The 14,960-nt window shown below is 49.8% G+C and carries 8 protein-coding genes; all 8 read left to right on the forward strand.

All coding sequences use genetic code 11. From position 1 onward, the window contains the following. Positions 1-768, forward strand: a 768-nt coding sequence (locus Q5076_RS14675) for an alpha-L-fucosidase (protein ID WP_303014348.1), incomplete at its 5' end; no start/stop codon positions are given. A 283-nt stretch (positions 769-1,051) separates the two neighbouring features. Beyond that, positions 1,052-4,231, forward strand: coding sequence for a TonB-dependent receptor (locus Q5076_RS14680; protein ID WP_303014349.1), 3,180 nt, complete (start codon positions 1,052-1,054; stop codon positions 4,229-4,231). A gap of 24 nt (positions 4,232-4,255) precedes the next feature. Next, positions 4,256-5,971, forward strand: a complete 1,716-nt coding sequence (locus tag Q5076_RS14685; protein ID WP_303014350.1) for a RagB/SusD family nutrient uptake outer membrane protein — start codon at positions 4,256-4,258, stop codon at positions 5,969-5,971. A gap of 26 nt (positions 5,972-5,997) precedes the next feature. Then, complete coding sequence (locus Q5076_RS14690; protein WP_303014351.1) at positions 5,998-8,607, forward strand: DUF4962 domain-containing protein; 2,610 nt, start codon at positions 5,998-6,000, stop codon at positions 8,605-8,607. A gap of 18 nt (positions 8,608-8,625) precedes the next feature. Then, positions 8,626-9,345, forward strand: coding sequence for a DUF3575 domain-containing protein (locus Q5076_RS14695; RefSeq protein ID WP_303014352.1), 720 nt, complete (start codon positions 8,626-8,628; stop codon positions 9,343-9,345). 12 nt (positions 9,346-9,357) lie between these two features. After that, positions 9,358-10,404, forward strand: a complete 1,047-nt coding sequence (locus Q5076_RS14700) for a DUF6562 domain-containing protein (protein WP_303014353.1) — start codon at positions 9,358-9,360, stop codon at positions 10,402-10,404. A 45-nt stretch (positions 10,405-10,449) separates the two neighbouring features. Further along, the gene (locus Q5076_RS14705) at positions 10,450-12,126 is read left to right on the forward strand and encodes a DUF6562 domain-containing protein (RefSeq protein ID WP_303014354.1); all 1,677 of its coding nucleotides are present in this window, start codon (positions 10,450-10,452) and stop codon (positions 12,124-12,126) included. Between the two features lie 125 nt (positions 12,127-12,251). Beyond that, entirely contained in the window at positions 12,252-14,801 is a 2,550-nt protein-coding gene (locus Q5076_RS14710; protein ID WP_303014355.1) for a DUF4962 domain-containing protein, read from the forward strand. Positions 14,802-14,960 lie beyond the last annotated feature (159 nt).

Genomic DNA, 14,960 nt, shown 5'->3' on the forward strand with positions numbered 1-14,960 from the left:
AAGCAACCGGAGAAATGGGCAAAATTCCAGCAATTCACCGCCAATCAAATTGATGAACTGATGTCCGACTATGGAAAGATAGATATCCTCTGGCTGGATGGAGGCTGGGTGAGAAAGCCTCAACAGGACATCAAGCTGGACGAGATTGTTGACCATGCCCGCACAAAGCAACCCGGGCTCATCGTTGCCGACAGAACCATTGCCGGACGAAACGAGAATTATCAGACACCGGAGCTTCGCATTCCTAAGACACAGATGAATCATCCTTGGGAAAGCAACATCACCCTGAGCAACTCATGGGGTTGGAATCCGAAACCTAAATTCAAATCGGCCGAATGGGTCATCAACACCCTTGCCGAAATAACAGCTAAAGGAGGTAACTTTGCGCTGAATGTAGGACCTGACGGAAAAGGTGTCATTGAAGCGGAAGTCATCCAGCGACTGAAACAAGTAGGAGAATGGCTGAAGAAGAACGGTACTGCTATTTATGCCACAAGAACTACCCCCAATTACAACAGTGGTAACGTTTGGTTTACTGCCAATAAGGATAAGAAAACGCTCTATGCCATCTATGCGCTGCCCGAAGGAGAAGAGTTGCCTTCCACCATTGAATGGGAAGGAAACGAGCCGAAAGGTAAAATGACGCTGCTGCAAACCGGAAAGCAGGTGAAATACACTTGTAAAGACGGCAAAGTGACTGTCACACTGCCGAAAGGATTGAAAAAAGAAGCATTGGCTTTCAGCTTCAAGAAGCAGAAGCAAGATTAGGAAATCGCTTCGTTTTGAAGCAAAGAAGAAAAAAACAATAGGTATTCTTACTATATAAGGAACGGGAATAGCCGTCTTTCATTTTCCTTGAATTATGAGCTATTCCCTTCCTAACTCCCCTTAGAAACAGCATTTTAGATAAAACCTAAAGGGTTTGGGATGAATTCAAAAGCACTTTATCTATTTTCTAAGGAAGTAAAAACGATAATTAAACAGCAATTGATGGAAAGCCAGTATTTTTGCTACAGATTCTTAACCCGGAAAAACAACGAATTGAATTGATATGAAAAACATTCAAAAACTTCTCTTTATTGCGGTATGCCTTTGCACCGCACTAACGGTCAAAGCACAGAGCCTCACCGTCACCGGAAAGGTGACAGACCCGGAGGGGCTGGAGGTGATAGGTGCCAACATCACCGTCAAGGGTGCGAGTGGCATCGGTGCAATCAGCGATCTGAGCGGAAATTACAAACTAAAAGTAAACAATGCCGCAAAGGATGTTCTTGTGTTCTCTTATATAGGAATGAAAACGCAAGAGATACCCATCAAAGGAAAAACAGTTATCAACGTTATTCTGCAAAACGATGCCAAGACACTGGACGAAGTGGTCGTGGTAGGTTACGGCACGAGCAAGCGCAGTGACCTGACCGGTTCTGTAGTCTCGGTGAAAAGCGAAGACTTGATGAAAGTACCCACTTCCGATGTCACACAGGCTCTTGCCGGACGCGTGGCAGGCGTGCAGATTACCCAAAGCGAAGGTGCTCCGGGTTCCAGCATTTCCATCCGCGTACGCGGCGGTATCTCCATCACACAGAGCAATGAGCCACTTTATATTATCGACGGCTTCCCCAACGAAGACGGAATGTCTACCATCGACCCTGCCGAGATTGAAACCATCGACATACTCAAAGACGCCTCAGCAACCGCCATCTATGGCGCACGCGGAGCGAACGGTGTAGTAGTAATCACCACCAAGAAAGGAAATAAGGATGGCACCAAGATGTCTGTCAGCTTCGACAGCTATGTCGGTGTGAAAACACTGGCACGCAAGCTACCGGTGCTCTCCACCAAGGAGTTCGTCCTGCTGGATTACGAACGCCGTCTGCAATTCAACGGGGAGAGTGGCGTGAAGAGTTTCCAGTCCACCTATGGCTCTTTCCTCGACATCAACGAAAATTACGGCAATTACGCCGGCATAGACTGGCAGGATGAGATGTTGGGAAGAACCGCCACCTCGCAGAACTACCGTGTTCGCATCTCCGGCGGTAACAAGGAACTGCAATACTCGCTCAACTACAGTTTCTTCAAAGACCTCGGAGCAATGATCAACAGCGGAAACGATAAGCATAACATCTCCTTCAGCATCTCCCACAGACCTACCAAACGCATCTCTGTAAATGCGCGCGTCAACTATGATCAATCTTATATATATGGTATGGGGACATCCGACCAGAACACCCGTTTCAACAAAATGGAGCACATCCTTCAATACCGCCCCACCAAAGGTATCTATGGAAACGACCAAGACTTACTGAACGGAGAAGAAGACAATGTCAACGATGAAGACGGCAACCCGATGCAAAACCCGCTCACCTCGGCCGAAGAAGAAATAAACAAGCGACAGCTGCGCACTTTTCAGGCGAACGGCGGACTGACTTTCAACATTGCCAAAGGATTCACCTTCCGCAACAACACCGGTATGCGCTATCAGACCACCCGCAATGACGTCTTCTACGGTGAGAAGTCGAGCATCGGAAAGCGTTCCAGCGCCAACGGATACATTCAATATTCGGAAAACAGCAGTTTCCAGACCTCCAACGTCCTCAACTACGAGTACAAGAAGAGAAAGCATAAACTCATCGCCATGGTGGGTCAGGAATGGGTGTCCCGCTGGACACGCAACCTGCGCGCCAGCGCCACCAACTTCCCCAACAACGACATCAACCTCGACGATATGAACCTCGGTATCCCCGGCGCCATCACGTCCAATGTCAACTACGACGATAAGTTGCTCTCCTTCTTCACCCGATTCAATTATAACTTCGGAGAGAAGTATCTGTTCACCGCTACCTTGCGTGCCGACGGCTCCTCCAAATTCAGCGAAGACAAGAAGTGGGGAATGTTTCCCTCCGTCTCTGCTGCCTGGCGTATGGGTGAAGAAAAGTTCATCAAAGACCTCAATCTGTTTTCAGACCTGAAGCTGCGTGTCGGCTACGGTATGGCGGGCAACAACCGCATTGGCAGCTATGCTTCATTAGACCTGCTTAGCTCCGTGAAATATCCGAATGGCGAAAGCAACGCTCCGGGCTACGTCCCCACCGCCATCCCGAACGAGATGCTCCAATGGGAATCCAACAACACATTCAACGTCGGACTGGACTTAGGCTTCTTCGACCAGCGCCTGACCATCTCTCCGGAATTCTATGTGAACGAAAGTACGCACTTGCTGCTGAACTCGCGCATCCCCAGTTCTTCGGGCTACAGCAACATGATTCGCAACATCGGAAAGACGCAGAACATTGGCGTCGACCTGACTATCAGCTCGGTGAACATACAGAAACGATACTTCACCTGGAACACCAGCTTCAACCTTTCACACAACAAAAACACCATCAAAGCGCTGTCCGGCGAAGACTTCTTCCTCGAAGAAGCCCGCTTCGGCTACAATCAAAAGACGCATAAGATAGAGGTAGGCAAACCTATCGGTCAATTCTACGGATACCGTACTTTGGGACTTTATCAGACGGAAGACTTCAACTTCGACCCGAATACAAAGAAATACACCTTGAAAGAAGGTATCCCCTACAGAGGTTCCCGCAGCGAAACCCAACCCGGTATGTGGAAATTTGCCGATACCGACGGCAACAAGGTCATTGATGAAAACGACCAGACCGTTATCGGCAACGCCAACCCGAAGTTCTACGGCGGACTGAACAACACGTTCACCTACAAGAATTTCGACTTGAGCGTATTCTTCACCTTCTCCTACGGAGGCGAAGTGCTGAACGCCACCAAACTGACCAACACGCAAGCCGGAAAAGCCGGATACAACGTGCTGAACGCCGTCAACAGCAGCAATCGCTGGATGACCATCAATCCAAACGGCGACATCGTGACCGACCCTCAGGAACTTGCCGCAATGAATGCCGGCAAAAGCGTAGCTATTGTCAACGACATGGAGCAAGGCGACACCTTTATCCACTCATGGGCGGTGGAAGACGCCTCCTACCTGCGACTGAGCAACGTGACCATCGGCTACAACTTCCCCCGCAAGTGGATACGCAAAGCTGGCATCCAGAAACTCCGGCTCTACGCTACCGGCAGCAACCTGTTTGTGCTGACTCCCTACACCGGATTCGACCCGGAGGTATCTACCAAAGGCAACAACCTGACTCCCGGAGTGGACTACGGCGCCTATCCGAGAAGCCACTCCTACGTATTCGGACTGAATGTGACCTTTTAATTCACCTTAAAAACATTACGGAAAATGAAAACCTATAAAACATATCTTTACGTTCTGAGCATACTGGCAGGAAGTTTACTCCACACCTCGTGTTCCGACCTGCTGACAGAGGACCCCAATTCCTATTACGAGAAGAAAGACATCTTTGCAACGAAAGCGAAAGCGGCAATGGCCGTGGTTGGAGTATACGAAGAGCTTCCTACTCTTTATAGCTATATGGACATGGTGTTCCCTTGCTCAGATGACACCTATTATGTATCAGGACTTACCGCCGACAAAGGCCGCCGGGACATCGCCCACTACAAAGTGACCAGTTCCAACACATGGGTGAACAGTGTGTGGCAAGGCAACTACACCGGCATCGAGCGTGCCAACTACACCATCGAGGGCATCGAAGGCATGCCGGGCTACGAAGAAGACACAGACTTGCAGTCGATGGTGGCGGAAGCCAAGTTCCTGAGAGCTTTGTATGCGTTCAACCTCGTGCGCTACTGGGGAGACGTTCCTTTCAAGACCACCTCTACCAATGTAGACAAGAACGTGTTTCAGCCCCGTTGCAGCCGCGAAATCATCTACGACCAAATTGTAGAAGACCTGAACTTTGCAAAGACTCATCTTGCATGGGCCACCGCATCCATTTTCCCCGAAAAGGTGACACAGGGAGCGGCACGCGGACTGCTGATGCGTGTCTTGCTGCAACGTGCCGGCTACAGCCTGCAAATGGATGGCAGTATCACCCGCCCAGACGACGCCAAGCGCAAAGCATACTTCGATGCCGTCATTAAAGAATGGGAAGCATTCAAGGCAAACGGATACCACGACTTCTACCCCGGAGGTTACACAGAGCTGTTCAAAGGATTCTCAGCAGGAACCCTCAATTCGGTAGAAAGTATCTTCGAAATCGCATTCTACAGTCCCGACGGAAAGACAGGAGCCAGAGGATATTGGGGTACTTACATCGGCCCGTCGGTGGCTCATCCCGCCATCTCTGTGACCGAAGTCAACCAGTTTATGGGACGTGCCAACGCCATGTTTCGGGTAGTTCCCGAATGGAAAGGTTTCTTCGACGTGCAGGAAGAAGATGCGGACGGCAATGTGACAGTGGGCGATGAACGCCGCGACGTGATGGTGTGCACCTACAAATACACTTGGGACAAGGAATTGTACAACCACAAAAAGGTAATCAACAAGAACGGAAAAGACTGGTATCCGGGCAAGTGGCGTCGCGAATGGATGCCCATCGGCTACAAAGACCCGAACGTGACGGACGTCAACTTCTGCTATCTGCGCTATGCCGACGTCGTGCTGATGGCTGCCGAAGCCTACAACGAAACGGGAAACACCCCCGAAGCGTGGAAACTGCTCAACAGCGTGCGCAAACGTGCCGGAGCCAGAGAAATCACTACTGCCAACTATACCGAACTGATGAAAGAGAAAGTATATAAGTTGAGATTCATTTCCGACGGAGATGATGCCGGTAAGTTCCGCACGGCACTTTATTGGGAGCGTGGCTTCGAACTGGCTTTTGAAGGACAGCGCAAGTATGACTTGATTCGCTGGGGAATTATAAAAGATGCGTTGTCTCTTTTCAGCAGCCGCTCGGAAGTAAACACGAGTACAACGACTGCTTATCCGGCAGGAGACAACTTCCAAAAGGGAAAACACGAGTTATTCCCCATTCCGCTGGATGAATTACAGTTGAACCCGATGTTTGAAAGCAAAAACAACCCTAATTATTAATAGCAGCAAATTTTAAATACTACACCATGAATAAATTACTCAGCACCATAGTATGCTGTTGCCTCGCCGCCACCGGCGTGCAGGCACAGTCACAGCAGCAGTCTGCCAGAATCAGACTTACCGACGTGACCCTCATGCACGAGATGCGCGCCACCCCTTCCCCGCTCGACAAAGCGACGGTGGCCGACCGTGCCGTATCTTTCCAATGGCCGCTCCAAGCAGATGTAGACACCTCGGAAGAGATACTGGACGGCGTGCATTCCAACAAAAAGAAAGTAGACAAATCAAAACTGAAATACCAATTACGCTATTCGCAGGATGCAGCCATGAAAAACAACGTGGTGCAAGCCGAAACGCGCTGGCCTTTCTTCAATCCGGAGAAAGATCTTGCTTCCGGCGTGTGGTACTGGCAATATGGATATGTGGAAAATGGGAACACGAAATGGTCGCCTGTTCTTCAATTCACCGTAGCCGCCAATCCGGACAAGTTTTGTCCGCCGTCACTAAAGACGATGCAGGCAAGCCTGCCCAAAAGCCATCCGCGCATCCTGGTGCAAAAAGATAAATGGGCAGACTTCATGAAGAACAGTCAGTCCAAACCCGAATACCAATGGTATCTGGAGCGTGCCGACCAAGTACTGAAAACTCCGATGCAATCCGTCAACGACATCAAGAGCCATCTTGCCGCCGGACTCGACAACGAGATGCAGCGCAAAGCCATGCTGACTCGCGAAAGCCGCCGCATCATCGACAAGGAAGAGGCGAATGTGGAACTATTGATTCGCGCTTATCTGCTGACTCAAAACACGAAGTACAGCCAGGAAGCCACCAAACGAATTCTGGAGATGATTAGCTGGGACAAGCATCAAAGCGTGATGGGTGACTTCAATGCCTCGACCATGCTCTCGCTCAGCTCTCTTGCCTACGACTCCTTCTACAACCTGCTGGATGAATCTCAGAAGCAGACACTACTGAAAGAAATCAAGAAGCGCGGAAACGAATTCTATAAGAATTTCAACAACCGCCTTGAGAACCATATCGCCGACAACCATGTCTGGCAAATGACGCTCCGCATCTTCACCTTTGCCGCCTTCAGCGTATATGGCGACCTGCCCGAAGCCGACCTATGGACAGACTACTGCTACAACGTCTGGCTAGCCCGCTTCCCCGGCCTCAACAAAGACGGTGCGTGGCACAACGGCGACGGTTACTTTGCCGTCAACTTCCGCACACTGATTGAAGTGCCCTACTTCTATACCACCATCACCGGATTCAACTTTTTCAGCGACCCGTGGTATCAAGGCTCCGCCATGTACACAATCTACCAGCAACCGCCTTTCTCCAAATCGGGCGGCAACGGAAGCGGCCATCAAGGCAACATGAAGCCTAACTCTATCCGTGTGGGATATGCCGACGCCCTGGCACGCATGACCGGCAACACCTATGCTGCCGACTATGTACGCCGCATCGCCAAAGCTCCCGACTTCCACAAACGCCTGCTCACCGTGAAATCCGGCAGCCTCGCGTGGTTCCGCCTCCAATGCGACAAACCGCTGCCCGAAGGCGACGGCCTGACAGCCCTGCCCATGGGATACGTGTTTCCTGAAACGGGACTCGCCTCATTCATGACCAACTGGGACCGCGTGGGCGGCAACGCCATGTACAGCTTCCGCAGCAGTCCCTACGGCAGCACTTCCCACGCCATTGCCAACCAGAACGCGTTCAACACGTTCTTCGGCGGAAGTTCGCTCTTCTACAGCAGCGGCCATCACATCGCATTCGTCGATAAGCACAGTATGTTCTGCCATCGTGCCGCCCGTGCTCACAACACCATTTTGGTCAACGGCATGGGCCAGCGAATCGGTACGGAAGGCTACGGATGGATTCCCCGCTACTATGTAGGCGAAAAGATAGGCTATGTACTCGGCGACGCTTCCAACGCCTATGGCAAAGTCGTTTCTCCCCTTTGGCAGGAGCGCGGCAAAGAAGCAGGAGTGGAATATACCCCTGCCAACGGCTGGGACAAGAACCACCTGAAAACTTTCAGACGCCACACCGTGGCACTGGGCACATCCGGCCTTGTATTTATCTATGACGAACTGGAAGCCGACCAACCCGTCACCTGGGACTATCTGCTCCACACCGTCATCAACCCGATGAGCGTGACCAAGAAAGACCAGTACGTGCACATACAAGCCACCAATAAGAACGGAGCTTCGGACGCCTACCTCTTCTCTAGCGGAGCATTGAAGACCGACACCACCAGCCAGTTCTTCGAACCCGCCGTGAACTGGCTCCGTGCCGATGCAAACGGCAAGTTTGCCCCTTATCCCAACCACTGGCATTTCAAGGCCAGCTCGGACAAGCAGCAGAAATACCGTTTCGCGACGATTATCAACACCCACCTGCTCACCCGCCCCGTGCCCGACCCGGAGATACTTTCCGACGGACGCATCAAAGTGGGTAGCTGGATTATCAAAGTGAATGTTTCTTCGGAAGGCACTCCTTCGTTCTTCATCCGTTCCACCCGCAAGGGAGAAGATGTGAACATCACCTACAAAGGCGGAGCGACCATCGTACGCGAAGACGGTTACGAAACGACTCTGGTAGACAAATTCCCCGAATTGGAAATCTAAACGAATCAGTAGAAAGATATGAAAACAAAAAGATATTTCATCCCCCTATTCCTGTTTCTGTTCTGCTCGGTAACGGCTTTGGCACAACAGCCAAGTAGGCGACCACGCATACAGACCTCCGCCAGCGAACAGGAAATCGTATTCAAGCCTACTGCCGAAGCCGGAAAGGCGAATGCAGGCAAAGCTGTACAAAAAGAAACGACCAAAAAAAACGTAAAAGAGCCTCGCCGGAAGAAATCCTCCGATGGAAAGGAACGCTTCATGGCGCTAAAGACCAACGTTGCCTACGATGCCCTCGCAGTGGCCAATCTGGCTTTCGAGATACAGTGCAGCAAGCATATCTCTGTCGAACTGCCTGTGATGTTCAGCGGCTGGGATGTGAGCAGCGAGCACGCAGTCCGCACTTTCGCTATCCAGCCCGAAGGGCGTTGGTGGCTGAAAGCCGCCGGCGCGGGACACTTCTTCGGTGTGCATGCGCACATGGCACTGTTCAATGTGAAATGGGACGAGAACCGCTATCAGGACACGGGTCGTCCGCTGCTGGGTGCAGGTGTCAGCTACGGTTATAAACTTCCTTTCTCCCGCCATTGGGGAGCGGAGTTCACGCTGGGCGCAGGATATGCGAATATGAAGTATGACACCTATTATAATATAGACAACGGTGCCAAGATTGAAACAAAGAGCCGCAATTATTGGGGAATCACCCGCGTCGGCTTGTCATTGTCTTACCAATTTTAAGTCAGCATGATTATGAAAAAGAACATTTATACATCCATCATCCGGGCACTGGGCTGCCTGCTGTTATTGCCGGCTTTCGTAAGTAGCTGCCTCCACGAAGAACCGGAACTTACGGCCGACGGTGAACTCGGAGTAGACCCCACCGCCGTGAACATCATGACGAATCTGACTCTGGAGACGTCCTTTGAACCGGTGGAAATTAACCGGAGCACCCGTGCGGCAACGGACACCTATATGCACCGCTTTGTGGTGGCAGCTTATGAAGGCACGCAAAAGGTAGCCCAACAGGTGGTCTATCAGGAAATACAGGCAGGAGAAACCACAGTGAGCATCCCACTTACGATGAAGCTGCATGCCCGTAACTATCAACTTGCCGTGTGGGCAGACTATGCGGTGAAAACTGACGAAGTCATCAGCCAGACTTTCTACGACACGGACGACATGGCATTCATCCTGCGCGCCACGCCTTACAAAGGAAACTCCCAATACTACGATGCTTTCTACGGAAACACCCCGCTGGACTTGACCGCCTATCGCGACCAATGGAACGTAATAGTTCCCGTAGATGTCAAGATGAGCCGTCCGATGGCACGCTACAACCTCATTGCGACCGACGTAGTGAAATTCCTGCAGAAGATTGCCGACAAAGAAATCACCGGCAAGAAGTTCACCATCACCGTGAAATACAACTACTATCTGCCTACCGGATTCGATGCCCTCACCGGACGGTTGAAGCGTTCGCTCCAATACATGGAGTATAATAAGACGGTAGAGCTTGCCACTCTTCAGAAATTAGAAAACGCACTAGAAGGATTCAACATTGGCTTCGACTATCTGCTCATCAACAATGATACTCCTTCGTCCACTCCGGTCACGATTGAAGTGGCGAACGAAAGCAAAGTTATAGTTGCCCGCTATCAGAACCTGAAGATACCCTACGAACGGAACAAGGAAACCAACCTGCGAGGCCATTTCCTGACCGCCAGCCCGGGCATTAACTTCGACCCCGATTTCGAGGATGAAGACATCATTATCGACATCAATCCGATTATCAAATAGAATAGCATATCAAAATAATCAATATACACTTTAATCATTATGATCATGAAAAAGAACTTTATCTATTTAGCAATGACGCTACTCGTGGGATTATTCTCCTCATGTAGCCAAGAAGAGACTGTAGACGCTTCTGCCAGTCAGAGCAAATTATTCAGCATTACGGCTGAGCTTCCCACCGAGTACAGGGCTAATACCCGTGCCATCCCGGCCGTAGAGAATCATTATCTTCGCTGCATCCTTGAAATCACGGACATGGATGGCAACAGAGTGCACCGTGAAGAGAAACTGGGAACGGATGCAAACGCGGATGGCAAATTGTCTTTCTCTTTCGCCATCGAAGCAGCAGGCACGTATAACTACTGTATGTGGGCGGACTTCATTGACGCCGACGGCCAAGAGAAAGACCCTGTCACCGGTCGATATGCAGATAAGTTCTTCCATACGGAAGACCTCACAAAGATTACTGTAATAGACCCCGCAGCTCTTTACAATACGGATGCTTGCGATGCTTTCAGCGGTCATGGCTCTTTTGAAAAAGGACAGGCCACGATTGAAAACCCGCTAAGCGTCACCCTGATTCGTCCGTTTGCCAAACTGATTGTTTCCGACAAGAGCAAAGAGAACTTCGACAAATGCACTACGGTCAGTGTAATCCAAGAAATACCTGCCGGTTTTGATGCATCAACGGGTACTGTTTCTTCTGAAATGACAAAAGTTACTTTACCTGCTACTGCTCCTTTGGGAACAGGAGAGCAAACAGGAGAGTCGCATGATTTACAACTCTTCTCTTGTTACATTTTTGCAGACGATGACGCTTTAGGTGAAATCGCCATGACTTTCGCAACGACTGATGGTAGCCGTGAGATTGCTATTCCTGCCAATGTACCGGTAAAAAAGAATACACGCACACTGGTAAGAGGCTATCTTGTTGCCGAATCGCAGAACAACGGACAGATTGATACTGATTTCGGGGAATGGAATCCGGACATTGACAATGGAGATGTTGAACCGAGTGTGCCAACGGTTAATCCGGAAATTGGTGATTATTACTATAGTGATGGAACTTATTCTTCTGAGCTGAAAGAAGATGCAAGCAATCCGTGTATCGGTATTGTTTTTGCAACTAAAGCAATAGACGGTGATGTTGCAAGCAGTTATGGCAGCTACACCAGCATCAAGGGATATGTGATGGCATTGGAAAGTGCTCCATTAAATACACGCAAAGAGTTCTGCTCCAACACCATGAATGGTAAGATTGACTTCACCGACTTACAATTGACAAAAACAGGATATGAAAACACTCAAGCTTTGTTGACTGACAGTCGCTACACAGAGCATAAAGATGCTTATCCTATAATTGTAGATTTCATCACTTTTAAAGAAAAAACTGCAACTCCTGAAAAGTCTAGCGGATGGTATATTCCATCTATCGGACAATTGAAAGAAATGGTAATTGGATATTATGGCTTTGAAGAAAGTCCAGCAAATGACGTATTAGTGAATGCAGTGAATGCCATAGACGGTGCAAACAAATTTGTTCACACTCCTGCGTCCGCTCGCTATATGCTTTCTAGTAGCATCAGCAATAAATCGGTTGCCCCTGTTACTTTGAACAACAATGTATTAGATGCCAATACCAGAGTACAAACAATATTTAATACTGACGCAAGCAAAGCTGGTGTACAAGGACAAATCCGTCCAATCCTCACCATCCTTGAATAAAACAACCAAAAACGTAACACAACAGATAAGTCAAGATAAGCAAGGCGCCCCCAACAAGCCTTGCTTATCAAGACTTTTTCCTATTCATTCCGAATCTTACACCTTATTATATAACATCATCTATTATGAAAACAGCCCTCCGCTTCCGAATCCTTTTTCCTATTCTTGCTTGTCTGTTTCTAGTCACAGCTTGCAGCGACGACTCCCTGCCCGACCCATCGGACAACGGAACCGAACAGCCAGCCACAGCTCCCGACGCCTTGCACGACAAGAAACGTGAAAAGCCTTATCCGAAAGCGGACAATGAGCTCTACCTCAACCCCGCTCCGCTCATCGTGCCCCAATCCATGAAAACCGGAGATAAACTGCAATTCGCACTCTCCCGTCAGGAAAGCTTCCCCGAAGAAGCAACAACCGTATCTACCCCACAGCAATGGTGTATGTACAACCCACACAAGACATTAAGTACCGGCACATGGTACTGGCGTTTCCGTTCCATCACGAGCGACGGAACCTCGCAATCATGGAGCGAAACCTACTCTTTTGAGGTAAAAGACGATACACCCAAATTCCTTACTCCCGCCTTCGAGACTTTCATCACCAACACCCCCCGCACACATCCGCGGCTCTACTGTTTTCTCGACAACGGATTGGAGCAGGCACGAAGCAAAGTAACCTCCCATCCGGAATACAAAAATCTGACCGGTCGTGCCCAAACAGCCTTGAACACCGACTACTCCCTCCTGCCCAACCCTTATGACAAAGCATCGGATATTAAAAACTCCGTCCAACACCTGTATCAAGCCTATCATCTCACACAAGATAAAAAATACGCCGACAAGCTGCATGAGATATTAAAGCTCCTCCTAGCCTTCCCCGTATCAGATGCCCAACTGTTTGCCAGCAACTTCGGCTCCACCGACATTGCCATTATCTTTATCGAAATCTACGACTTACTCTACAACGAACTCACTCCGGAAGAAAAGCAGTCCACAGAAGAACTACTGATGCGCGTCACCCGCTATTACTTTAAAAGCTACTGTGGAATGCAGGAAAACCATATTTTCGACAACCACTTCTGGCAGCACAACATGCGTGTCTTATTCCAAGCCTGCTTCCTCCTCTACGACAAATCCGCTTATGCGGACGAACTACTTCCCATGCTGGAATACTACTATGAATTATGGACGGCACGTGCCCCCGCTTCCGGCTTCAACCGCGACGGGATATGGCACAACGGCACAGGCTATTTCAACGCCAACATAAAAACGCTGTTCTACATGCCTTCCCTCTTCTCCTATATCACTAAGAAAGATTTCCTGCAACACCCGTGGTATAAGAACGTGGGCAAAGCACTGGTCTACTCCTGCCCTCCCCATTCCAAAAGTGCCGGTTTCGGCGATGGCAGTGAAAGTGGCGATGAACCGCACCGATTGCAAGTTGCCTTTGCCGATTTCATCGCAAGAGAAACCGGAGATTCGTATGCCGGATGGTATGCCAAGGAATGTCAGTCCACGCTCTATCAGGATTACGAATTGCGACTCTACCGCATGGTTCGCAATCAAAATTACGCCACCACCTTGCCTTCCAACGCTCCCAAACTAATCTGGTATAAGGATGCAGGAGAAGTAGCCATCCATTCCAACCTCTCCAATCCGGAGCAGAACCTGACTATCGGTTTCCGCTCCAGCACCTTTGCTTCCGGCAGCCACACGGTGGCGAATCAGAACAGCTTCAACCTGCTGTATAAAGGAGTGGATGTGTATCGCAGCAGCGGATATTATCAGAATTTCAGCGACGCCCACAACCTGATGTCCTACCGCCACACCCGTGCACACAACACGATTTTGGTGAACGGTATCGGCCAGCCCTATTCCCTGAAAGGATACGGCAACGTCACCCGTGCCATGGGTGGCAATCACATCTCCTATTGTCTGGGAGATGCATCTCATGCCTACAGTGGCATCAGCGACGACCCCATGTGGGTGGCAGCCTTTGCAGCCGCAGGCATTACCCAGACTCCGGACAATGGCTTCGGCAAAACGCCACTGACCAAATATCTGCGCCATGTCCTCTTGCTCCATCCCCACACCGTGGTTGTCTACGATGAACTGGAAGCCTCCGAAGCTGTCCGCTGGGATTGGCTGCTGCATAGCCCCTCCCGCTTCAACATGGATAGCCGACAACAGACCGTCACCACCGAAAATCCAGCAAAGGGCTTCCAAACCGTAGTCCGCCAATTCAGCCAATCTTCTTTCGAGTTTACACAGACCGACCGCTTTGTTGTGCCACCCGCCACGCCTGCGCCCGACCAATGGCATCTGACGGCCACCTACACGCCTTCCTCTCAAAACCGCATCTTGACTATTATCCAAATCGTGCCCGATTCGGAACAAGCCTCATCTGCCGTAGTGCGTAACGGTGATGTGATCCAGTGTGACGATTGGCGCATTGAAGCTGCTCTGAATGCCTCTCAACCGGCAGAGCTCCTCATCACCAACCGAACAAACAATGCCGTATTTAGCTACTCCCCCAACAATCCGATGATTGACGGGAAAGTATATTTGCGAAAGTCGCCTCGCTCTTCGCTACTCTACGACGAAACGAACGGCAGATATGGCGTGACGGAGCAAACAGACTATATTCCCGCCTCTACACGGGCAGTCAACTATTAAGATGGATTGCGATAACTAAAACCCATTAAACAGGGATAAAAAACAAGAGGCTATTGACTTTCCCTTTTTTATTTCGTATATTTGTAGAAACATTAAAATAGAAATAAATATGAATCATACATAATTCAAGACATATAAGTAACCATATAGAGTGCATCA

The organism is uncultured Bacteroides sp. (genome assembly GCF_958445495.1).
GTDB lineage: Bacteria > Bacteroidota > Bacteroidia > Bacteroidales > Bacteroidaceae > Bacteroides.